This window comes from Streptomyces longwoodensis (genome assembly GCF_001514125.1).
GTDB classification, from domain to species: domain Bacteria; phylum Actinomycetota; class Actinomycetes; order Streptomycetales; family Streptomycetaceae; genus Streptomyces; species Streptomyces longwoodensis.
This window is the reverse complement of the sequence record NZ_KQ948559.1, coordinates 95,400-118,129: the sequence shown is the minus strand read 5'-3', so window position 1 is coordinate 118,129 and position 22,730 is coordinate 95,400. Positions and strand designations below refer to the sequence as shown.

At 72.4% G+C, this 22,730-nt stretch carries 18 protein-coding genes; 9 read left to right on the top strand and 9 right to left on the bottom strand.

Annotation, left to right across the window (positions count from 1 at the left end):
- Positions 1 to 71: 71 nt before the first annotated feature.
- From AQJ30_RS26415 to AQJ30_RS26390, 6 genes are all read left to right on the top strand, one after another.
- Positions 72 to 470 (top strand): DUF742 domain-containing protein, encoded by a 399-nt coding sequence (locus tag AQJ30_RS26415; protein WP_009190816.1) that lies wholly within the window; start codon positions 72 to 74, stop codon positions 468 to 470.
- Positions 451 to 1,026: a GTP-binding protein gene (locus AQJ30_RS26410; protein ID WP_009190815.1), complete on the top strand. Its 576-nt coding sequence runs from the start codon at positions 451 to 453 to the stop codon at positions 1,024 to 1,026. The genes AQJ30_RS26415 and AQJ30_RS26410 overlap by 20 nt, the downstream gene beginning before the upstream one ends.
- A 376-nt stretch (positions 1,027 to 1,402) precedes the next feature.
- Positions 1,403 to 4,744 (top strand): nitrate- and nitrite sensing domain-containing protein, encoded by a 3,342-nt coding sequence (locus AQJ30_RS26405; protein ID WP_067238937.1) that lies wholly within the window; start codon positions 1,403 to 1,405, stop codon positions 4,742 to 4,744.
- 10 nt (positions 4,745 to 4,754) lie between these two features.
- Positions 4,755 to 5,168, top strand: coding sequence for a roadblock/LC7 domain-containing protein (locus AQJ30_RS26400; RefSeq protein WP_067239279.1), 414 nt, complete (start codon positions 4,755 to 4,757; stop codon positions 5,166 to 5,168).
- A 96-nt stretch (positions 5,169 to 5,264) separates the two neighbouring features.
- Positions 5,265 to 5,837, top strand: coding sequence for a DUF742 domain-containing protein (locus AQJ30_RS26395; protein WP_067238934.1), 573 nt, complete (start codon positions 5,265 to 5,267; stop codon positions 5,835 to 5,837).
- Positions 5,818 to 6,408 carry a GTP-binding protein gene (locus AQJ30_RS26390; protein ID WP_067238932.1) on the top strand — a complete coding sequence of 197 codons (591 nt, stop codon included), beginning with the start codon at positions 5,818 to 5,820 and terminating at the stop codon, positions 6,406 to 6,408. The genes AQJ30_RS26395 and AQJ30_RS26390 overlap by 20 nt, the downstream gene beginning before the upstream one ends.
- 96 nt (positions 6,409 to 6,504) lie before the next feature.
- Here AQJ30_RS26390 and AQJ30_RS26385 read toward each other — a convergent pair whose 3' ends face one another.
- The gene (locus tag AQJ30_RS26385; protein ID WP_067238929.1) at positions 6,505 to 6,696 is read right to left on the bottom strand and encodes an acyl-CoA carboxylase subunit epsilon; all 192 of its coding nucleotides are present in this window, start codon (positions 6,694 to 6,696) and stop codon (positions 6,505 to 6,507) included.
- A gap of 57 nt (positions 6,697 to 6,753) precedes the next feature.
- Positions 6,754 to 8,349: an acyl-CoA carboxylase subunit beta gene (locus AQJ30_RS26380; RefSeq protein ID WP_067238926.1), complete on the bottom strand. Its 1,596-nt coding sequence runs from the start codon at positions 8,347 to 8,349 to the stop codon at positions 6,754 to 6,756.
- 386 nt (positions 8,350 to 8,735) lie between these two features.
- Between AQJ30_RS26380 and AQJ30_RS26375 the strand changes: the two genes are divergently transcribed.
- Complete coding sequence (locus tag AQJ30_RS26375; protein WP_067238925.1) at positions 8,736 to 9,344, top strand: YceI family protein; 609 nt, start codon at positions 8,736 to 8,738, stop codon at positions 9,342 to 9,344.
- Positions 9,345 to 9,443: 99 nt separating this feature from the next.
- Here the strand turns inward: AQJ30_RS26375 and AQJ30_RS26370 are convergent, their stop codons facing one another.
- Together AQJ30_RS26370 and AQJ30_RS26365 are read right to left on the bottom strand one after the other, a co-directional pair.
- A complete protein-coding gene (locus AQJ30_RS26370; protein WP_067238922.1) occupies positions 9,444 to 10,826 on the bottom strand; it encodes a hypothetical protein in 1,383 nt (460 codons plus the stop codon).
- 74 nt (positions 10,827 to 10,900) lie between these two features.
- Positions 10,901 to 13,912, bottom strand: a complete 3,012-nt coding sequence (locus tag AQJ30_RS26365; RefSeq protein WP_067238919.1) for a glycoside hydrolase family 3 protein — start codon at positions 13,910 to 13,912, stop codon at positions 10,901 to 10,903.
- A 141-nt stretch (positions 13,913 to 14,053) separates the two neighbouring features.
- Between AQJ30_RS26365 and AQJ30_RS26360 the strand changes: the two genes are divergently transcribed.
- Both AQJ30_RS26360 and AQJ30_RS26355 read left to right on the top strand, forming a co-directional pair.
- Positions 14,054 to 15,919, top strand: a complete 1,866-nt coding sequence (locus AQJ30_RS26360) for a ricin-type beta-trefoil lectin domain protein (RefSeq protein WP_067238917.1) — start codon at positions 14,054 to 14,056, stop codon at positions 15,917 to 15,919.
- A 77-nt stretch (positions 15,920 to 15,996) separates the two neighbouring features.
- Positions 15,997 to 16,611, top strand: coding sequence for a GOLPH3/VPS74 family protein (locus tag AQJ30_RS26355; protein WP_067238914.1), 615 nt, complete (start codon positions 15,997 to 15,999; stop codon positions 16,609 to 16,611).
- 33 nt (positions 16,612 to 16,644) lie between these two features.
- On the opposite strand, the gene cimA is transcribed toward AQJ30_RS26355, so the two are convergent.
- The 5 genes from cimA to ureA all read right to left on the bottom strand — a co-directional run bounded on the left by cimA (position 16,645) and on the right by ureA (position 22,652).
- A complete protein-coding gene (cimA, locus tag AQJ30_RS26350; RefSeq protein ID WP_067238912.1) occupies positions 16,645 to 18,258 on the bottom strand; it encodes a citramalate synthase in 1,614 nt (537 codons plus the stop codon).
- Between the two features lie 281 nt (positions 18,259 to 18,539).
- A complete protein-coding gene (locus tag AQJ30_RS26345; RefSeq protein WP_067238909.1) occupies positions 18,540 to 19,142 on the bottom strand; it encodes a TetR/AcrR family transcriptional regulator in 603 nt (200 codons plus the stop codon).
- 10 nt (positions 19,143 to 19,152) lie between these two features.
- A complete protein-coding gene (locus AQJ30_RS26340; protein ID WP_067238907.1) occupies positions 19,153 to 20,190 on the bottom strand; it encodes an agmatine deiminase family protein in 1,038 nt (345 codons plus the stop codon).
- Between the two features lie 9 nt (positions 20,191 to 20,199).
- Positions 20,200 to 21,909 (bottom strand): urease subunit alpha, encoded by a 1,710-nt coding sequence (locus AQJ30_RS26335; protein WP_067238904.1) that lies wholly within the window; start codon positions 21,907 to 21,909, stop codon positions 20,200 to 20,202.
- Entirely contained in the window at positions 21,906 to 22,652 is a 747-nt protein-coding gene (gene ureA, locus AQJ30_RS26330; protein WP_079084318.1) for an urease subunit gamma, read from the bottom strand. The genes AQJ30_RS26335 and ureA overlap by 4 nt, the downstream gene beginning before the upstream one ends.
- Between the last annotated feature and the right edge of the window lie 78 nt (positions 22,653 to 22,730).

Sequence of the window (22,730 nt, the reverse complement as noted above, 5' to 3'; positions counted from 1 at the left end):
CGCCACAATCCCCCCACGGCCCCGTCAGACGGCACGACTGACCGAGACTTGCTGTCCCGCCCGGAGGATTCATGACCCCGCCCACCGCCCATCATGATCCGTACGCCGAGCCGTACGGGGACGAGGGCGACCAGCCGCTGGTGCGTCCGTACGCGATGACCGGTGGCCGGACCCGGCCGCGCTACCAGCTCGCCATCGAGGCGCTGATCAGCACCACGGCCGACCCGGCAGCGCTCATGGGACTGCTTCCCGAGCACCAGCGCATCTGCCACCTGTGCCGTGAGGTCAAGTCGGTGGCCGAGGTGTCGGCGCTGCTCGCCATGCCGCTCGGCGTGGCGCGGATCCTGGTCGCGGACCTCGCCGAGGCCGGCCTGGTCGCCATCCACCAGCCGGGTGGCGACGAGAACAACGGCGGCGCACCGGACGTGACGCTGCTCGAAAGGGTGCTCAGTGGACTTCGCAAGCTCTGACGGAGGGCGGGCCACCACCTCCGCGAAGATCGTGGTGGCGGGCGGCTTCGGCGTCGGCAAGACCACGTTCGTGGGCGCCGTCTCGGAGATCAACCCGCTGCGCACGGAGGCCGTCATGACCTCCGCCAGCGCGGGGATCGACGACCTCACCCACACCGGGGACAAGACCACCACCACGGTGGCCATGGACTTCGGCCGCATCACCCTGGACCAGGACCTGATCCTGTACCTGTTCGGCACGCCCGGCCAGGACCGCTTCTGGTTCATGTGGGACGACCTGGTGCGCGGCGCCATCGGCGCGGTGGTGCTCGTGGACACCCGGCGCCTGGCGGACTGCTTCCCGGCGGTGGACTACTTCGAGAACAGCGGCCTGCCGTTCGTCATCGCCCTCAACGGCTTCGACGGACAGCAGCCCTACTCGCCCGACGAGGTGCGCGAGGCGCTGCAGATCGGACCGGACACCCCGATCATCACGACGGACGCCCGGCACCGTGCCGACGCGAAGAGTGCGCTGATCACGCTGGTGGAACACGCCCTGATGGCCCGGCTGAGGTAACGCTCAAGTCGTCCCTCGCGTACGGCAGTTGCCGTAGACAAATCGGAGCCGACTGTGGCGTTTGACACGGTCGGCTCCGGTGTTCATAACGTTTCGGCAGAGGAATCGACCGGCACCGACACACCGTGCGGTCGGTTGGTCTCGCTGCGCGCACGAAGGCCCCGTCTTTTGGCGGGGCTCGCTCTTTATGACCGTTTTATCTGGGACTTACATCACGCGGAATCGACTCATCCGAGTGTTTGGAACAGCACTGGTTGACGTGCTGGAATGCCTGAACTGCCCAATAGTCAATGACGTACTCATGGTCGATGGCTGACCGGGCTCTGAGAGACTGCGGCACGACGATGGTGCCGACCGCCGAGAGGTTGTTGGTCGAGTGAGGCGAAGCAAGAAAAGTCCCGAGCCCGCGGCCCGGGGCAACTTCACCCCGCCGTCGCGCGGAGCGGCGCCCGCCCCCGTGCCCGGTTCGGAGCCGTCGGCCGCGCCCGCACCGAGCGGCGGCCGGCTGTCCCCGCGCAACTGGCGGGTGCCCACCCGGCTGAACGCGATCCTGCTCATACCCGTGGTGGTCGGCCTGGTCATGGGCGGCTTCCAGGTGAAGAACTCGATCGACACCTGGCAGGAGGCGGAGGACGCGGAGAACACCGCGCGCCTGGTGCAGGCCTCCCTCACCTACGCCGATGCCCTCTACAACGAGCGTGACACCACCGCCGCCCCGCTGCTCAAGGGCGCCGGCAAGGACGACTCGACCGTGAAGGGCGCCCGCGACGCCACCGACAAGGCGGCGGACGCCTTCAACGTGGCCGCGCAGAACATGCCCTCCAAGCCGGGCCTGGAGCGCCGCCTGAAGCTCTTCCGCGAGGTCGAGCCCAAGCTGCAGGCGCTGCGCACCGCCGCCTACACCACCAACCTCAAGGGCGTGCAGACCGAGGAGGGCTACGTCCAGGTCGCCCACCCGCTGATGGAGTTCGCCAACGAACTCGGTCTCGGCACCGGCAACATCACCTCCTACGGCCGTACCGTCTACGCGATCTCGCTGACCAAGGCCGCGCTCTCCCTGGACCGCGCGATCGGCACGCACCTGCTGGTCAACCCCGGCCCCACCAAGGCCGACCTCGCCAAGCAGCGGGTGGCGCTCTCCTCGTACGCCTACCTCGAGGGCATCGCCGTCGAGGAGTACATCGGCGGCGGTACCGAGCAGGACGCGCAGAAGCTCGCCGACCTGCAGGCCAAGACGAAGACGCAGGCCGCGGCCCAGGCCCAGGAGGCCAAGTCCAAGGACCCGGACTACGTGCCGCCGCCCTCGGACCCGGCCCTGATGGTCGCCGGCATGTCGGGGCTGACCAGCACCGACAGCTCGGAGCGTGCCGCGCTCGCCACCCAGGGCATCACGCCCGAGAACTGGTGGGCGGTCACCACCCTCAAGTACACGGCCTACCGGCAGATCGAGTCGGACATGGCCGACAAGGCGGTGACCGAGGCCTCGGACATCGCCGCCGACGCCAAGACCTCCGCGATCATCACCGGTGCGGCCGTCGTGGTCGCGCTGCTGCTGGCGTTCATCCTGGCCGGCGCGGTCGCGCGGCAGATGTCCCGGTCCATGCGCCAGCTGCGCAACGCCGCGTTCGGCATCGCCGAGCAGCGCCTGCCGATGCTGGTCGACCAGCTCTCGCGCACCGACCCCGGCCGGGTCGACACCCGGGTCGCGCCCATCCCGATCACCACCACGGACGAGATCGGCGAAGTCGCCCGCGCCTTCGACCAGGTCCACCGCGAGGCCGTCCGGCTGGCCGCCGAGCAGGCCCTGCTGCGGGGCAACATCAACGCGATCTTCACCAACCTCTCGCGCCGCAACCAGTCGCTGATCGAGGGCCAGCTGACCCTGATCACGGACCTGGAGAACAACGAGGCCGACCCGGACCAGCTGGAGAACCTCTTCAAGCTGGACCACCTCGCGACCCGTATGCGCCGCAACGGCGAGAACCTGCTGGTCCTCGCCGGCGAGGAGCCCGGCCGCCGCTGGGACCAGCCGGTCCCGCTGGTCGACGTGCTGCGCGCCGCCTCCTCCGAGGTGGAGCAGTACGAGCGCATCGAGCTGTCCGGTGTCCCGGAGGCCGAGATCCACGGCCGTGCCGTGACCGACCTCGTGCACCTGCTGGCCGAGCTGCTGGAGAACGCCACCACGTTCTCCTCGCCGCAGACCAAGGTCCGCGTCACCGCGACCCGGCTGCCCGACGGCCGCGTCATGATCGAGATCCACGACAAGGGCATCGGCCTGACCGCCGAGGACTTCGCGGACATCAACCACAAGCTGGCCAACCCGCCGACCGTGGACGCCGCGATCTCGCAGCGCATGGGCCTGTTCGTGGTCGGCCGGCTGTCCGACCGGCACGGCATCCGCGTCCAGCTGCGCCCCTCCGGCGAGCAGGCCGGCACCACCTCGCTGGTCATGCTGCCGGACGCGATCACCCACGGCGGCGGCGGCGAACCGGCGACCCAGCGCGACGAGTTCACCGTCTCGCAGATCATCCCGGAGCAGAACTACGGCGGCGAGAACTTCGCCCAGCCGATGCGCACGGCCGCCGAGCTCGGCTTCGACGACAGCCGCTACACCGAGGTGCCCGACGACCTGCGCGACCTGGACCCGGTGGGCCGCTCGCTGATGCGCGAGGAGCGCCGCGCGGCCCTGGAGTCCCCGTCGCCCGGCGAGCCGGACCGCCAGGAGCAGGAGCGGCCCGCGTACGGCGACGGCTTCGACGACGGCTTCGACGGCCACGCCTCGCCCTACGACGGTGCCCGCGGCGGCTACGAGAATGCGCAGAACGGCTACGACGCCCCGCAGAACGCCTCCTACGAGGGCGGCGCCACCGGCTACGCCGAACCGCCCGCCCCGCAGCACGGCTACGACCAGCAGACGTCGTACGACGAGCAGTACTACGCGCCCAACGGCGGCCTGCCGCAGAACGAGTCCTTCTCCGACCCGTTCGCCGGCGACGGCACGGGTGGCCGCGGCGACACCTTCTCCTCCCACGGCGACGCCTTCGCTGCGAACGGCGGCTATCCCGAGCAGGGCTATGCGGAGCCGGCGCAGGAGGAGCAGGCCGCGCAGGCGGCGAACACCCAGGACGGCGCGAACGGCTACGACGAGCGGTCCTACCAGGACGACTGGCCGCAGCAGACCGGCTACCAGAACGGCTACCCGGACCAGTACGCTCCGGAAGCGGAATCCGCGCAGGCCGCTGACGCGGGCGAGCAGGACCGCGTAGGCTTCGACCGTCCGGGACCGGCTGCCCCCGCCGGCCACGAGCTGACCGACGCCGGACTTCCCCGCCGCGGAGGCTTCGCGGCGAACGGTACGAACGGCGCCCAGCGGCCCGTGCACCGGGAGACGCCGGCTCCGGTTCCCGACGGCAACAGCGGCAACGACGACTGGCGTTCGGCGAACGACGAGCGCTGGCAGCAGGCCGCGCAGCTGCGCAAGCCCAAGGCGGGCGGGGTCACCTCCTCCGGCCTGCCGCGGCGGGTGCCCAAGGCCAACCTGGTCGAGGGCGCCGCCGAGAACACCCCCCAGGGAGGCCCACAGGTCTCCCGCGCCCCGGAGGACGTCCGGGGCAGGCTGAGCAACCTGCGGCGCGGCGTCCAGCGAGGCCGCACCGCAGGCAGTGAAACGAACGGCCAGGGCTTCGGTCCTGACAGCACCTACAACCAGGAGCGTTAGTGTGAGCCCGATGAGCCAGGCGGCACAGAACCTGAACTGGTTGATCACCAACTTCGTGGACAACACCCCGGGGGTGTCCCACACGGTGGTGGTCTCCGCCGACGGACTCCTTCTGGCGATGTCCGAAGGCTTTCCCCGCGACCGCGCCGACCAGCTCGCGGCCGTCGCCTCCGGTCTGACGTCCCTCACGGCAGGCGCGTCCCGCATCTTCGAGGGCGGCGCCGTGAACCAGACCGTTGTGGAGATGGAGCGGGGATTCCTCTTCATCATGTCCATCTCCGACGGATCGTCGCTCGCGGTCCTGGCCCACCCGGAGGCGGACATCGGCCTCATCGGGTACGAGATGGCCCTCCTGGTGGACCGTGCCGGCACGGTCCTGACGCCCGACCTTCGTGCGGAGCTCCAAGGCAGCCTGCTCAACTGACAGACGTACGGTGCGTTTTGGCGTCCCGAGGCCGTAGGGTTTCGGGACGCGGCTACCCCACGACGGGTGCCAGGCACAGTCGGAGGAGGAAAGACAGTGGCAACACCCCCAGGCGGTCCGTCTTCGGGCAACTGGTCGTACGGTCCCGCCCAGGGCCCGAACGACGGCTCGGCGAACCCGTACAACTTCCCCTCCACGCCGAGCCACCGGCAGCCGTACGCGCCCCAGGGCCCCGGCCCGTCCCCGTACGACCAGCCGCAGGCACCGCGCATCCAGCCCGTGCAGCCGCACCGCCGTACCCCTGAGCCGGCGCCCGCCGGGGGCGCCAGCAATCCCCTGGTGCGTCCGTACGCCATGACCGGCGGCCGGACCCGCCCGCGGTACCAGCTCGCCATCGAGGCGCTGGTGCACACCACCGCGGCTCCGCACCAGATGCAGGGCCAGCTGCCCGAGCATCAGCGGATCTGCAACCTGTGCCGTGAGATCAAGTCGGTGGCCGAGGTCTCGGCCCTGCTCACGATCCCCCTCGGCGTGGCCAGGATCCTCGTCGCCGACTTGGCGGAGGCGGGCCTGGTCGCCATCCATCAGCCCGGCGGCGACGAGAACGCCGGCGGCCAGCCAGCCGTGACACTGCTCGAAAGGGTGCTCAGTGGACTTCGCAAGCTCTAGCGGCGGGTCGATTTCCGGTAGTCGCTCCACCACATCCGCGAAGATCGTGGTGGCGGGCGGCTTCGGCGTGGGCAAGACCACGTTCGTCGGCGCCGTCTCGGAGATCAACCCGCTGCGCACGGAAGCCGTCATGACGTCTGCTTCGGCGGGCATCGACGACCTCACCCACACCGGGGACAAGACGACCACCACGGTCGCCATGGACTTCGGCCGCATCACCCTGGACCAGGACCTGATCCTGTACCTGTTCGGCACGCCCGGCCAGGACCGCTTCTGGTTCATGTGGGACGACCTGGTGCGCGGCGCCATCGGCGCGGTGGTCCTGGTGGACACCCGCCGGCTCGCGGACTGCTTCCCCGCGGTGGACTACTTCGAGAACAGCGGCCTGCCGTTCGTCATCGCCCTCAACGGCTTCGACGGACAGCAGCCCTACAACCCCGACGAGGTGCGCGAGGCCCTCCAGATCGGCCCCGACACCCCGATCATCACGACGGACGCCCGCCACCGCGCGGACGCCAAGTCGACGCTGATCACGCTGGTCGAGCACGCGCTGATGGCGCGCCTGCGGTAGGACGGCGCGCCGCGGCAGGACGACGGACGACGGAAAGGGCCCCTCTCCCGGTGGAGAGGGGCCCTTTCCGTCGTTCTGCGGTGTGCCGCAGGGGGCTCAGCGCCAGCTGTGCGGGGCGCGGAAGCCGGGCTCGCGCTCCAGGCGGCGCCAGCCGGCCTTGACGCGGCCGCGGTGGGCCGGGATCTCGGAGGGACGGGCCGCGGCGCGGGCCAGGAGGACGGCCGTGATGGCGGCGACCTCCTCGGGCTCGGCGTGGCCCTTCTCGACGCGGATGTCAGGGGTGCTCATGGGTGTCAGTCTCCGTGAGAGAGGGGTCCGCGGGGTTGCCGCGGCGGGTCCGCCCGGTTACTGCGGGGGGTTGCCGTGCTTGCGGGAGGGCAGGTCGGCGTGCTTGGTGTGCAGCATCGCCAGGGACTTCACCAGGACCTCGCGGGTCCCGGCGGGGTCGATGACGTCGTCGACCAGGCCGCGCTCGGCCGCGTAGTACGGGTGCATCAGCTCGGACTTGTACTCCTTGACCATCCGCGCCCGCATCGCCTCGGGGTCCTCCGCGTCGGCGATCTGCCGGCGGAAGATGACGTTGGCGGCGCCCTCGGCGCCCATCACGGCGATCTCGTTCGTCGGCCAGGCGTACGTGAGGTCCGCCCCGATGGACTGGCTGTCCATGACGATGTAGGCACCTCCGTACGCCTTGCGCAGGATCAGCGAGATCCTCGGCACGGTCGCGTTGCAGTAGGCGTAGAGGAGCTTGGCGCCGTGCCGGATGATCCCACCGTGCTCCTGGTCGACGCCGGGCAGGAAGCCGGGGACGTCCAAAAGGGTGATGATCGGGATGTTGAAGGCGTCGCACATCTGCACGAAGCGCGCGGCCTTCTCGCTGGCCTCGATGTCGAGGACACCGGCGAGGGTCTGCGGCTGGTTGGCGATGATGCCGACGACCTGGCCGTCCAGGCGGGCCAGCGCGCAGATGATGTTCCGCGCCCAGCGCTCGTGGACCTCCAGGTACTCGCCGTCGTCGACGATCTCCTCGATGACCTTGGTCATGTCGTACGGCCGGTTGCCGTCGGCCGGGACCAGGTCGAGCAGGGCGTCGGAGCGGCGGTCGACCGGGTCGGTGCACTCCACCCGCGGCGGGTTCTCGCGGTTGTTCTGCGGGAGCAGCGACAGGAGGTAGCGCACCTCGGCGATGCAGGTCTCCTCGTCGTCGTAGGCGAAGTGGCACACCCCCGAGGTCTCGGCGTGCACGTCGGCGCCGCCCAGGCCGTTCTGGGTGATCTCCTCGCCGGTGACCGCCTTGACCACGTCGGGGCCGGTGATGAACATCTGCGAGGTCTCGCGGACCATGAACACGAAGTCGGTCAGCGCCGGGCTGTAGGCGGCGCCGCCCGCGCACGGGCCGAGCATCACCGAGATCTGCGGGATGACGCCGGAGGCCTTGGTGTTGCGCTGGAAGATGCCGCCGTACCCGGCGAGGGCGGAGACGCCCTCCTGGATGCGGGCGCCGGCGCCGTCGTTGAGGGAGACCAGCGGGGCACCGGCCGCGATGGCCATGTCCATGATCTTGTGGATCTTCGTGGCGTGGGCCTCGCCGAGCGCGCCGCCGAAGATGCGGAAGTCGTGGGCGTAGACGAAGACCGTGCGGCCCTCCACCGTGCCCCAGCCGGTGATCACACCGTCGGTGTACGGCTTCTTGGTCTCCAGGCCGAAGCCGGTGGCCCGGTGCCGGCGCAGCTGCTCGACCTCCTGGAAGGAGCCGGGGTCCAGCAGCAGCTCGATCCGCTCCCGGGCGGTCAGCTTGCCCTTGGCGTGCTGCGCCTGGGTCGCCCGCTCGCTCGGTCCGGCGAGTGCTTGCGCACGGATCTCGTGCAGCTCCGCCACGCGCCCGCGCGCGTCGGTCGGCTCACCGGTCGGCTCACCCGTCGTCTCTTCCAAAACGGTCATGTAGTGACCTTACGAAGCCCACCGGGGAAAGCGAGCCGTCGACTCCGTACAGTCTCCGGAGCGTTTTCCTGGTACCACCGGACAGAACTCGGCCGGGATGCAGGCTTTCCGACTGCTCAGGGGGTGTGCCGGTTGTAGGGGTGGCACAAAGCGCCCGCTGGCAGGGGGCCGCGCGCGCGGGAGAATGAGAGGGGAACGGGCGGCGCCCAGTGGAGTGATCCCCCGAGCCTATCCGGTCCTCCGGGGGCCGTCCGACGGGCACCCGGCGTCACGCCGACGACACGCTGCGAATGATGTTGAAACTTGAACGGAATAGGTCTAGGGTCGTTCTCGTTGAGGTCGTTGAACATTCAACGGAACACCCTCCCGTCCCCAAGGAGCACCCCATGAGCATCTTCGGCCGCAAGAGCGACACCACCACCGCCACCCCCGAGGCCACCGCCGTGAACCCGGACCTGGCCGCCCTCACCGGTGACTACACGATCGACCCGGCGCATTCCACGATCGGTTTCGTCGCCCGGCACGCCATGGTGACCAACGTCAAGGGCAAGTTCACCGACTTCACCGGCGCGCTGCACCTGGACGGCACCGACCCCGCGCGCTCGACCGCCACCCTCGACGTGCGGATGGACAGCATCGACACCGGGTCCGCCGACCGTGACGGCCACCTGAAGAGCGCGGACTTCTTCAAGATCGAGGAGTTCCCGACGATGACCTTCCGCTCCACCGGCGCGGAGGCCCTGGGCGGCGACGACTACCGCATCACCGGCGAGCTCAGCCTGCTCGGCGTGACCAAGCCGCTCACCATCGACCTGGAGTTCAACGGCGCCGCCAAGGACCCGTTCGGCAACGAGCGCGTCGGCTTCGAGGGCAAGGCGGAGATCCTGCGCTCCGACTGGGGCCTGACCTGGAACGCCGCGCTGGAGACGGGTGGCGTGCTGGTCTCCGACAAGATCAAGCTCACCTTCGACATCTCGGCGATCCGCGCCGCCTGACGCCGGCCCGGCACCGCCCGCAGCACCGACGAGCGCCCGTCCCCCGCACCGCGGGGTCGACGGGCGCTCGTCGTCGCGCGCGCCAGCGCCGGGCCGGCGTCAGAAGCCCCCGCCGAAGTCGCCGCCGCCCCCGCCCCCTCCGAAGTCCCCGCCGCCGCCCCCGCCGCCGAAATCGCCGAAGTCACCCGGATCGAAGTCGGCCCCCGAGACGTCGCCGCCCTGGTAGCCGCCGCCGAAGGTGTCGAAGTCGCCGTAGCCGGCGCCGTACGCGGCCGCGTAGGACGGCGTGGCCATCATGCTGCCCAGCATCGTGCCGACCAGCAGGCCCGGCAGCAGGCCGCCGCCGTAGCCGCCGAAGTAGCCGCCCGCCCACGGGCCGTAGGCCGGGCCCGCGTCCCAGTAGGGGCGGCGGCCGAAGTCGCTGTCCACCTCGCGCACGGCCGGGTCGCGGCCGTCGGCCAGCCGGGCGGCGTCCGCCGCGCACACCGGGACCTCGCGGGCCGCGCCGCCGGGCGGGCTCCACACCGCGTCGGTCACCGAGGGGCCGTGCCGGGGGTCGAAGAAGCAGGGCGGGCGGCGCTCGGGCAGGGGCCGGTGCTCGCGCCGGGCGGCCAGCCGGGCCAGCGAGAAGCGGCCGTCCTCCAGCGCCTGGGTGACCGCGCGGACGTCCTCGGGCCGGGTCGCGGCGGCCATGGCCGACTTGGCCTGGTCGTAGGCGTCCAGCGCGCGCTCGTAGTCGGCGCGCATCGCGTCGTCGGCGCCCGGCTCGGCGGGGTGGAACTCCAGGCGGTCCAGTTCCTCGCCGAACGCGGTGATGTCCTCGTCGACGACCACCCGCAGCCGCTCCAGCGCCGCCCGCTGCTCCTGGGCGCGGCGCCGCCGGTTGCGGCTGACCAGGGCGTACGCGCCCGCGCCGCCCGCGACCAGGACCGCGCCGGTGGTGACCAGCGCCGTGGTGGAGATGCCGGTGCCGCCGGAGGTGCCCCTCCAGCCGGCGGGCGCCCGGCCGCCCATGTGGGCCACGGCCCGCTCGGTGAAGTCGGTGAGCTGGGTGGCCGCGTCGCCGTCGCCCTGGACGCTGGTGACCAGGTTGCGCACGGCCGCGTTCGGCAGCACCGAGGAGTCCGCGCGGGCGTCGAACCGGTCGCCCAGGCGGATCGCGTACACCCCGGTGATGCCGGTGGCGGTGCGCAGGTCGGTGAAGAGGTTCCGGGTCGGGTGATCGGCGGGCAGGACGGCGACGAAGACCGGCTTGCCGGCGTCCTCGATGCGCTTGCGCAGGGCCTGCGCGTCCGCCGGGGACAGCTGGGCGGACGCGGCCGGGTCGACGTAGACCGGGCTCTCGCGCAGGGCCTCGGCGATCTGCGAGACGCCGGTGGCGGCACCGGCGCGCGGGGCGCCCGCCGAGAGCACGGTCAGCACGGCGAGCGCCAGCGCGGCCAGCAGCGCGCCCACGCTTCGGGCAGGAGTCGCGAGCCTCATGACCCCGGACTACCCGGATATCGGGGAGCTACCCGAAGGGCGCGGAACCGGGCGAAGTGACCCGGCGCGGTCGGCTACGCGGCCCGGTAGGCCGCGGTCAGCTTCTCCACCGCCTCTCCGTACCGTCCGGTCAGCAGCAGGTGGTCGGCCTCGGCGAAGGGCCCGGCGAAGGCGGCGGTGATGTGCTGCCCCGCCTTCTGCTGGACGATCAGCCGGGCCCGGGCGACCAGTGCGGCCCCGGTCCGGTCCGCGCCGGCGCGGTCGGCGGCCCGGGCGGCCGCGGCCAGTGCCTTCAGGGTGGCGGCACCGCCCCGGGGTGCGGGGGTGAGCGTCGTCAGGCCCCAGCCGTAGGGGAACTGCGGGTCGTAGGCGGTGTCACCGACGTTGATCGGCAGCTGTGCCTCGGACTTCGGCCAGGTGACGGGGAGCTGCCCGGTGAAGGGACGGCGGCCGTACAGGACGTCGGCCACGCCCGCGCCCTCGGTGCCCGGCAGCCAGGAGGCGACCAGGGCGTCGATGCCGGGGAGCCGGTCGCCGAGGAGCTGGGGCCGCCCGGAGACGACCAGCACCACGCACTTCATCGCCGCGCACACCGTGTCCACGGCCTGCTGGTCGGCGGCGGACAGCCGCAGGTCGTGGCCGTTGCCCACGTCGCCGACGCCCTCGGCGTAGGGGGTCTCGCCGACGACGACCACGCCGACGTCGTGGCCGGCCGTGGGCGCGGAGGCGTCCCGGGAGTAGGTGACGTGGCCGCCGGCCTCGCGCAGGCCCTCAAGGATCGTGGTGCCGGGGGTGATGGCGCCGGAGGAGCCCTGCCAGGTGAGGGTCCAGCCGCCGGACTGGTTGCCGATGTCGTCCGCGTTGGAGCCGGCGACGTAGACCTTCTGCGACGTCCGCAGGGGCAGCAGGCCGCCGTCGTTCTTCAGGAGCACCTGTGACTCGGCGGCCGCGCGGCGGGCGACGGCGCGGTGCGCCGGGGAGCCGATGGCCGCGGCCCCGCGGGTGTCGGCGTACGGGTGCTCGAACAGGCCGAGCCGGAACTTCTGGGTGAGGATCCGGGCGACCGCGTCGTCGACGCGCCGCTCGCTGACGCGTCCGGCCCGCACCTCGCCGGCCAGCGTGGTGGCGAAGTCCTTGTAGCCGTAGGGGACCATCATCATGTCGACGCCCGCGGTGACGGCGCTGCGGACGTGCGCCGCGTAGTCGCCCGGCAGCTGGTCGATGGCGTTCCAGTCGCTGATGACGAAGCCGTCGAAGCCCATCCGGCCCTTGAGCACGCCGTTGATCATGTCGCCGCGGGCGTGCATCCTGACCGGGCCCCGGCCGTCCCCGGTGATGTCCAGCGAGGAGTACGACGGCATCACGGTGCCCACGCCCCGGTCGACGGCTTCCTGGTACGGCGCGAGGTGGACCGCCTCCAGTTGCTGCCGGGTGACGTGGGTGACGCCCTGGTCGATGGTGTAGGTGCCGGTGGTGGAGGAGCCGTAGGTCGTGCCGCCGTCGCCGACGAAGTGCTTGGCGGTGGCGAGGACCTTGTCGGAGCGGTCCAGGTCGCTGCCGTCGGCGCGGCCCTGGAGGCCCTGGACGATCGTCTCCATCGACTCGACGAGGGCGGGGTCCTCGCCGAAGGACTCGTAGGAGCGGCCCCAGCGTTCGTCGCGGGTGACGCACAAGCAGGGCGCGAAGTCCCAGGGCACGCCGGTGGCGCGGACCTCGGCCGCGGTCACCGCGCCGGTGCGCTGGACGAGGGCGGGGTCGCGGGTGGCGCCGAGGCCGATGTTGTGCGGCATGACGGTGGCGCCGGCCAGGTTGTTGTGGCCGTGGACGGCGTCGACGCCGTAGACCAGCGGGATCTGGAAGCGGGTCGCCCGGGTCCGCAGCTGGAAGGCGTCGATCATCTTCGCCCAGGCGGCGGGGGTGTTGGGTGTGGGCGTGGAGCCGCCGCCGGAGAGCAGGGAGCCGAGGCCGTAGGCGGCGATGTCGCCGGGCGCGCTCATCGCGCCGCGCTCCGCCTGGGTCATCTGGCCGGCCTTCTCCTCCAGGGACATCCGGGAGAGCAGGTCGGCGACGCGCCGCCGCACGGGCAGCTTGGCGTCCAGGTACGGCAGTCCGTGGGCGTCGACGACGACCTCGGGGTCCTCGGCCGGCGGCTTGGCGCCGGTCACCGTGAGCTTCAGCGGGATCGTCTCGGCGGGCTCGGCGGAGCGGTCCTTCAGGGTGTGGACGCGGACGGTGCGGGTGGCGCCCGAGGCCGTGCCCGCGGGGAAGGTGAGGGTGCCGGAGACGGGGGTGTAGTCCGTGCCGGGGCGGGCGGTGCCGCCCGCGGTCCCGTAGGCGACCGTCACGGGCTGGTCGACGGGGGCCGCGCCGGTAGTGGTGAGCGTGACCTGCACGGTGGCGTCGCCGCCCTCGGTCACCGGGTGGACGGCCGCGTCGGTGGTGACGGCGGCACGCAGCGACTGGTCGGCGGTGCCGTACAGCTCGACGCCGTCCACGGCGAACCGGCCCTTGACGCCGACGGGCAGGGTGAGGGCGTAGCCCCACATCTGCGTCAGCCCGAGGACGTGGTCGATGCCGCCGACGGGCTGGTAGTCGGTGCGGTAGACGAAGTCGGTGAAGGGCAGTTCGACCTGTTTCCAGCCGGTGAAGTCGTCGGTGAACGAGGTCGTCCACAGCTCGGAGGCCTCGCCGTGGGCGCCGCCGTCCTTGATCTCGAAGGCGATCTTCCTGCCGGTGCCCTGCCCCTCCCACCACAGGCGGACGCCCCGGTGGGCGGACCAGTCGTGGGCGGGCCGGTCCGCGGCGAAGTCGTGGGTGAAGCCGCCGTAGCCGCTGATGTCGTAGGTGCCGGTGAGGACCTTCTCGCCCTCGGGGGCGTCGGGGCGGGCGGTCAGCTGGAGGGCGGGCGGGTCGTCGCTGTCGCCGCCCCAGGTGAAGATGCCCTCGGCGGGCTGGGACGCGAACGGCACCTCGCCCTCGAAGCGGTCGACCGCGACGGACGGCGGGTCGGCGGCCGCCCGGGACACGGCCGGGGTGAGCAGTGCGGCGCACAGGGCGGTGGAGACGAGCAGGGCGGTTCTTGGCATGGACCTTCCCTCGACTCTCTGGTTCACTCTGGCTCGAGCAGTTCACTCATGACTTAGATCACATCGTGAGTTAACAACCTCCGAGACTTAACCAAGCCGCCGCAGACCCGTCAAGACGTCCCGTCAGAAGGGCATGCACCGATGAGACGATCCCCCCACACCCTCCGGCTGCTGCTCGCGGCCGGGCTCGCCCTGGCCGGGCTGAGCGCCACCGGCCCCGCCGCGCACGCCTCCGGCGAGCAGGTCACCGCCTACCTCACCACCACCGACGACGACGCCGGACGGCACGTGGTGCGCGGCCTGCAGGCGCAGGCGCCGTTCGCCTTCCAGTCCGGCACCGGGGGCGGCGGCGAGAACATCACCGTCGACGAGAACACCCGGTACCAGACCTTCACCGGCGGCGGCGCGTCCTTCACCGACACCGCGGCCTGGCTGATGAACAGCAGCGGAGCGCTGTCCCCGGCCACCCGGGACGCCACCATGCGCAAGCTGTTCTCCCCCACCGACGGCATCGGCCTGTCGTTCCTGCGCAACCCCATGGGCGCGTCCGACCTGGCCCGCTTCGGCTACACCTACGACGACGTCCCGGCCGGGCAGACCGACCCGTCCCTGGCGAAGTTCTCCCTCGCCCACGACCTGGCCGACGTGGTCCCGCTGACCCGGCAGGCGCTCCAGCTCAACCCGGCCCTGACCGTGATGGCCTCCCCGTGGACGGCGCCGGCCTGGATGAAGGACAGCGGCTCGCTCAACGGCGGCTGGCTGAAGGCCGAGGACTACGGGGCCTACGCCTCCTACTTCGTGAAGTACCTCCAGGCCTACCGCGACCAGGGCGTCCCGGTCGCCTACGTCACCGCGCAGAACGAGCCGACCTGCTGCTCGGGCTACCCGTCGATGAGCTGGAACGCGAGCGGGCTGGCGTACTTCACCAAGAGCGAGCTGCTGCCCAAGCTCCAGGCGGCGGGCCTGTCCACCAAGGTCCTCGCGCACGACTGGAACTGGGACACCTACGACGCCTACGCGGCCCAGACCGTGGACGACGCGGCCGTGCGCAGCCACCCCAACTTCGGCGGCATCGCCTGGCACGGCTACGGCGGCGACATCGCCAAGCAGACCACGGTGCACAACCAGTACCCGGGGCTGGACGCCTTCGGCACCGAACACTCCGGCGGCACCTGGATCGCCAACCAGCAGCGCGAGGACATGTCCAACATCATCGACTACACCCGCAACTGGGCGAAGTCGGTGACCAAGTGGTCCCTCGCGGTGGACCAGAACCGCGGCCCGCACAACGGGGGCTGCGGCACCTGCAGCGGCCTGATCACCGTGCACAACGGCGACGGGGCGAGCGGGACCGTCGACTACACCGTCGAGTACTACACGATGGGCCACCTGACGAAGTTCGTGCGCCCCGGCGCCCAGCGGATCGCGTCCACCGCCTCGTCCGCCGTCCCCAACGTCGCCTGGCGCAACCCCGACGGCTCCAAGGCGCTGATCGCCTACAACGACTCCGCCTCCGCCCGCACGGTGATGCTCAACTGGGGCGGCCAGCACGCCACCTACTCCCTGCCCGGCAAGACGTCGGCCACCTTCACCTGGTCCGGGACGCAGTCCGGCGGGGGCGGGCAGAGCGGCGCGTTCGTGGGACTCGCGGGCAAGTGCCTGGACGTGGCGGGCGGCGCCACCGCCAACGGGACCGCCGTGCAGCTCTACGACTGCAACGGCTCGGCGGCCCAGCGCTGGACCGTGCAGCCCGACGGCTCGGTCCAGGCCCTCGGCAAGTGCCTCGACGTGGCCTCCGCCTCGACCGCCGACGGCGCCAAGGTGCAGCTCTACGACTGCAACGGCACCGGCGCCCAGCGGTGGTCGTACAACGCGGCGACCGGCGACGTGGTGAACACCGCGGCGAACAAGTGCCTGGACGTCACCGACAACTCCTCGGCCAACGGCGCCCGTGCCCAGATCTGGTCGTGCACGGGGGCCGCCAACCAGAAGTGGGCCCTGCGGTAGCCGGCCGCCGTCACCCCCAGGGCCCCGACGGCACCCGGCCGGTACCCTGACCGGGACGTCCGCACCGGGAGGCCGGGATGAGCACCGCACAGGATCTGCTGATCGTCGCGCTGGACGAGCCGTCCAGCCGGCCCGTCGCGCAGGGCGACCTCTCGCTCGCCCTCGCCGGCGCGGAGGTCCTCGACCTCCTGGACGCCGGGGCGCTCTCGCTGGACGGTGACCGGCTGGTGCCGTTCGGCGAGCGCCCGACCGGGGACCCGATGCTGGACGAGGCGAGCGCCTCGCTGGTGCGGGAGGAGCCGTACGAGACGGTCGAGGACTGGCTGTGGCGCCGGGGCAACGGCCTGGCCGCCCGGTACGCCACCGCGCTGGAGGCGGAGGGCCGCCGGGCCGGTGCGCCCCGGCGGCTGCTGCCCCGGCTCGGCGGCCGGACCGAGCGCGCCGACTCCGCCGCCCGGCACCGCGCGGGCGAGCGCTGGGCGGTGCGCGAGCCGGTCCTCGCCACGCTGGCGGCGACCCTCGGCATCCAGGAGGCGCCGGTCGGGGCCCCCGACGACGCCGACCCCGCGCAGGGGGACGCGCTCACGCGGGTGTCGGCCACCGTCGAGGACGCCCTGACCGAACTCGAGGCGGTCCGGCAGCGGCGGCGCATCGAGGACGACGCCTTCGCCAACGTCTGGCGCGCCCCCTGACCGCCGAGTAGACGGCGGCCGGCCGGCCGCGGTCTACTCGGCCGGCTCGACCCCGGCGCGCAGCAGGCCGTAGGTGTAGGCGTCCTCCAGGGCCTGCCAGGAGGCGGCGATCACGTTCTCCGCGACGCCGACCGTCGCCCACTCCCCCGTGCCGTCCGACGTGGAGATCAGGACGCGGGTGGTGGACGAGGTGCCGTGCTTGCCCTCCAGGATGCGGACCTTGTAGTCGACCAGCTCCAGCTTGGCCAGCTGCGGGTAGATCTTCTCCAGCGCCACCCGCAGGGACCGGTCCAGGGCGTTGACCGGGCCGTTGCCCTCGGCCGTGGCGACGATGCGCTCGCCCTTGGCCCACAGCTTGACCGTGGCCTCGTTGGCGTGGGTGCCGTCGGGGCGGTCCTCGACGATCGCCCGCCAGGACTCGACCTCGAAGTAGCGCAGCGGACGGCCGCCCTGGACCTCCGTGCGCAGCAGCAGCTCGAAGCTGGCGTCGGCCGCCTCGTAGGTGTAGCCCTTCAGCTCGCGTTCCTTCACGCGCTCGACGACCCGCCCGACCAGCTCGCGGTCGTCGCCGAGGTCGACGCCCAGCTCCTTGCCCTTGAGCTCGATGGAGGCGCGGCCGGCCATGTCGGAGACCAGCATCCGCATGGTGTTGCCGACCTGCTCGGGGTCGATGTGCTGGTACAGGTCCGGGTCGACCTTGATCGCGGAGGCGTGCAGGCCCGCCTTGTGCGCGAAGGCGGACAGGCCGACGTAGGGCTGGTGGGTGGAGGGCGTGAGGTTGACGACCTCGGCGATGGCGTGGGAGATCCGGGTCGTCTCGCGCAGCCGGCCCTCGGGCAGCACCTTCTTGCCGTACTTCAGTTCCAGCGCGGCGACCACCGGGAAGAGGTTGGCGTTGCCGACGCGCTCGCCGTAGCCGTTCGCCGTGCACTGGACGTGGGTCGCGCCCGCGTCGACGGCGGCGAGGGTGTTGGCGACCGCGCAGCCGGTGTCGTCCTGGGCGTGGATGCCGAGGCGGGCGCCGGTGTCGGCGAGGACGGTGGAGACGACGGCGTGGACCTGGGCGGGGAGCATGCCGCCGTTGGTGTCGCAGAGGATGACCACGTCCGCGCCGGCCTCGGCGGCGGTCCGCACGACGGCCTTGGCGTACTCCGGGTCGGCGCGGTAGCCGTCGAAGAAGTGCTCGCAGTCGACGAACACCCGGCGGCCCTGGGCGCGCAGGTGGGAGACGGTGTCGCGGACCATCTCGAGGTTCTCCTCGAGGGTGGTGCGCAGGGCGAGTTCCACGTGCCGGTCGTGCGCCTTGGCGACCAGGGTGACGACCGGAGCGCCCGACTCCAGGAGCGCCCTGACCTGCGGGTCCTCGGCGGCCGTCGCGCCGGCCCGGCGGGTGGCGCCGAAGGCGACCAGCTGGGCGTGCCGGAAGTCGATCTCCGCGCGGGCGCGGGCGAAGAACTCGGTGTCGCGGGGGTTCGCGCCGGGCCAGCCGCCCTCGATGAAGCCCACGCCGAAGTCGTCCAGGTGCCGTGCGATGGCGAGCTTGTCGGCGACGGTCAGGTTGATGCCCTCGCGCTGGGCGCCGTCGCGCAGGGTGGTGTCGAAGACGTGGAAGGCGTCGTCCAGCTCGCTGGTTGCCGTCTCGGTCATGGTCTGAAGGCTCCTGATGTCGGATCTCGGTCTACCGGAATGACCGGCTCCACCGCCCCCATGGTCCCGCGCGCTCTCGCTCCCGGCTGCGGATGGGCCAGAAAAGCGAAAAACCCCTCGCGGGTGCGAGAGGTCTGCGCGCGGGTCGAGGCGAGGATGGCCGCTCGTACCTGGTCGTACGAGGCGGTCACTGCGGACCGGCGCGCCTGCTGCCAATAATCATGGCGAACGAGAGCACGGGGGAAGTCTGGCACAGGCCGCCGGGGGGCTCACCGTCCGTCTCAGGATGCGAACAGCGCGTCGTCCAGGAACGCGTCGACGTGGGCGAGCACCTGCGCGCGGTCGGTGCCGCGCAGGCCGATCGCGACGTGGATGGAGAAGCCGTCGAGCAGGGCGCGCAGCCGGGCGGCGAACGGGTCGGGGTCGACGGCGCGGAACTCGCCGCGCGAGACGCCCTCGGCGAGCAGGGCCACCAGGTCGCGGTGCCAGGCGCCCTCGATGGCGGCCTGCCGCTCGCGGGCGGCCGACTCGGCGGCGGCGTTCTGCGAGCGGTTCCAGACCTCCAGCCAGAGCGTCCAGTGCGGGTCGCGGTGGCCGTCGGGGACGTACAGGTCGACGTAGGCGGCGAGGCGGTCGCGGGCCGTGCCGGGGCGGGCCAGCAGGCGGGCGCGCTCGGCGCCGAGGCGGCCCTCGCTCCACTCCAGGGTGCGCAGCAGCAGCTCGTCCTTGGAGCCGAAGTAGTAGAGCAGGTGGCCGCTGCTCATGCCGACCTCGCGGCCGAGCGCGGCCATGGTGAGCTGCTCCAGGCCGCGCTCGGCGATCATCGCCATGGCCGCGGCGAGGACGTCCTCGCGGGGCGGCGCCTGTCTGCGCCCACCGGCCATGTGCTGCCCCCTACGGGATCCTCGGCTGCTGCTGGGTGATGCAGTGGATGCCACCGCCACCGGAGAAGATCGTACGGGCGTCGACCAGGGTCACGGTGCGCGCGGGGAACAGCCGGCGGAAGATGCCGGCCGCGATCTCGTCGCGCGGGTCGTCGAAGCCGCACAGCACGACGCCGCCGTTGCAGAGGTAGTGGTTGATGTAGGAGTAGTCGGCCCAGTGGCCGTCGGCCTCCAGGACGGTGGGGGCGGGCACCTCGACGACCTCCAGCCGGCGCCCGCGCGCGTCGGTCTGGGCCCGCAGCAGCCCGATGACCTCCCGCGTCACCTCGTGGTCGGGGTGGGCGGGGTCGGGCTGGTGGTGGGCGACGACCACTCCGGGGCGGGCGAACGCGGCGACGATGTCGACGTGGCCGAGGGTGCCGTAGCCGTGCGGGGGGTAGTCGCCGGTCAGGCCGCGGGGCAGCCAGATCGCCTTGCGGGTGCCGAGCAGGCCGTGGACCTCCGCCTCGACCTGCTCGCGGGTCCAGCCGGGGTTGCGCTCGGGCCCGAGCTGCACGGTCTCGGTGAGCAGGACGGTGCCCTCGCCGTCGACGTGGATCGCGCCGCCCTCGTTGACCAGCGCCGAGGCGTACGTGCGGGCCCCGGTGAGGTCCGCGACGTGCGCGGCGATCTTCGCGTCGTGCTCCCAACGGGCCCAGTGCTGGGCGCCCCAGCCGTTGAACGTCCAGTCGACGGCGGCCAGTTCGCGTCCGTTCGTGAGGAACGTGGGCCCGATGTCCCGCATCCAGGCGTCGTCCAGGTCCCGTTCGACGGTGTCGACGTCCTCGCCCAGCAGGGCGCGCGCCCCGGCGGACTGGCCGGGGCCGCACACCACCGTCACCGGTTCGAAGCGGCGTACCGCACGGGCGACCGAGGCCCAGGCCTCGCGCGCGGCGGCGAGTCCGGCGGGGTCGTCGAAGGTGGGGTTGGGGGACGGCCAGGCCATCCAGGTGCGCTCGTGGGGGGCCCATTCGGCGGGCATGCGGAAGCCGTCGGCGGCAGCGGACATCGTGGATCCTCAGAGGAAGTAGAGGCGGTTGAGGGAGACGGAGTCGGCGGGCTCGGAGCGCAGCGGCTCGCCGTCGAGGGTGACCAGGCCGGTGCGCCCGTCCACGTCGACCTGCCCGGTACGGCAGTTGCGGCGCAGGTCGGCCGGTCCGATGCCGCGGGTGCCGCGGACGGCGACGCGGCGGCGCCGGGTCGGCAGGGTGTCGTGGCCCTGGTCCACGGCGGCCCGGGCGACGAAGGCCACGGACAGGTCGGCGGGCGTGGCGCCGTGCGCCCCGAACTGCGGGCCCAGCACGAGGGGTTCGCAGGTGTCGGTGGCGGCGTTGGGGTCGCCGGTGACGCCGTAGGCCGGGAAGCCTGACTTCAGGACCAGCTGCGGCTTGGCGCCGAAGTACTCCGGCCGCCACAGCACGAGGTCGGCGAGCTTGCCGACCTCGATCGAGCCGACCTCGTGGGAAAGGCCGTGTGCGATGGCCGGGTTGACGGTCAGCTTGGCGATGTAGCGCAGGACGCGGTCGTTGTCGTCGCCCGCCGGGGCGCCGAGCTCGGCCTTCATCTTGCCGGCCATGGCGAAGGTGCGGCGGACCGTCTCGCCGGCCCGGCCCATGCCCTGGGCGTCGGAGGAGGTGATGCCGATGGCGCCCAGGTCGTGCAGCACGTCCTCGGCGCCCATGGTGCCGGCCCGGATGCGGTCGCGGGCCATGGCGGCGTCGCCGGGCAGGTCGGTCTTGAGGTCGTGGACGGAGACGATCATGCCGTAGTGCTCGGCGACCGCGTCCCGGCCGAAGGGCAGGGTGGGGTTGGTGGAGGAGCCGATGACGTTCGGCACCCCGGCCATCTTCAGCACGTTGGGGACGTGTCCGCCGCCGCAGCCCTCGATGTGGAAGGCGTGGATGGTGCGGCCCTCCAGCACGCGCAGGGTGTCCTCGACGGACAGGCACTCGTTCAGTCCGTCGCTGTGCAGGGCCACCTGGACGTCGTGCTCCTCGGCGACGCGCAGCGCGGTGTCCAGCGCCCGGGTGTGCGCGCCCATGTCCTCGTGCACCTTGAAGCCGCTCGCGCCGCCCTCGGCCAGCGCCTCCACGAGCGGCGCCTCGTGGGAGGACGAACCGCGGCCCAGGAAGCCGATGTTGACGGGCCAGGCGTCGAAGGCGTTGAACGCGTGCCGGAGCGCCCAGGGCGAGTTGACGCCGACGCCCCACACGGGGCCGAACTCCTGCCCGACGATGGTGGTCACGCCGGAGGCCAGGGACGCCTCCATGACGCGCGGGGAGAGCAGGTGGACGTGGGTGTCGACGGCCCCGGCGGTGGCGATCAGCCCCTCGCCGGACACGATGGAGGTGCCCGTGCCCACGACGACGTCCACGCCGTCCAGGGTGTCGGGGTTACCGGCCCGGCCGATCGAGGAGATCCGGCCCTCGCGGATGCCGATGGAGACCTTGCGGATGCCCTGCACGGCGTCGATCACGACGACGTTGCTGATCACCACGTCACAGGTCTCGCGCACGGCGGCGGCCTTCAGGTGCAGCCCGTCGCGGGCCGTCTTGCCGAACCCGGCGAGGAACTCGTCGCCGTGCTGCTGTGCGTCGGACTCGACGCGGACCACGAGGCCCGAGTCGCCGAGCCGGATGCGGTCCCCGGCCCGGGGGCCGTGGGTGGCGGCGTACTCGTGGGGGGTGAGGCGGCGGGCCTCGGCGGGGTGCCCTCCGGGGCGGCTCATCGCGGGTCCTCCTCGCGGGGGCGGTCGTCGGGGCGGTCGTCGGGCGCGGCGTCCGGCCGGGGGCCGGGCCCGGCGCCCAGGTAGCCGCACGCCGCCGCCCGCCGCAGGGCCTCCTCGCGTGCGCCGGGGGCGTCGAGCGGGCCGTCGACGAGGCCGGCGAAGCCGATGGCGACGCGGGCGCCGCCGAGGGGGACGAGACCGACCTCGTGCGTCTCGCCCGGTCCGAACCGCACCGAGGACCCGGCGGGCACGGCGAGCCGCATGCCGTAGGCCGTCGCGCGGTCGAAGCGCAGGCGCGGGTTGGCCTCGAAGAAGTGGAAGTGGGAGGTGACGGACACCGGCACCGGGGCGGTGTTGGTGACCGTGAGCCGCACGGCCGGCTCCGGCTCGGCGTGCTCGGGGCCGGGCAGCAGGGCGCCGGGGGCCGCGTCGCCGAGCGAGCCGCCGATCGGGTCGGAGACCACGGCCAGCCGTGAGCCGTCGTCGAAGACGGCCTCGACGTGCACCTCGGTGACGACGTCGGCGACACCCGGCAGGACGTCGTCCGGGCCGAGCACGCGGCGGGCGCGGTCGATCGCCTCCGCGAGCCGGGCGCCGTCGCGGGCGGCCTCGCACACGGTGTCCGCGATCAGCGCCGTCGCCTCGGGGACGTTCAGCCGGAGCCCGCGGGCCCGGCGGGCCCGGGCCAGCTCGGCGGCGCCGAAGAGCAGCAGCCGGTCGCGTTCGGTCGGGGTCAGCCGCATGTCACTCCCTCCATTTAGAACATCACTCTAAACATGAAATTCCCTCGACGAAAGGTTGACGGCGGCATGGCGTAGCTA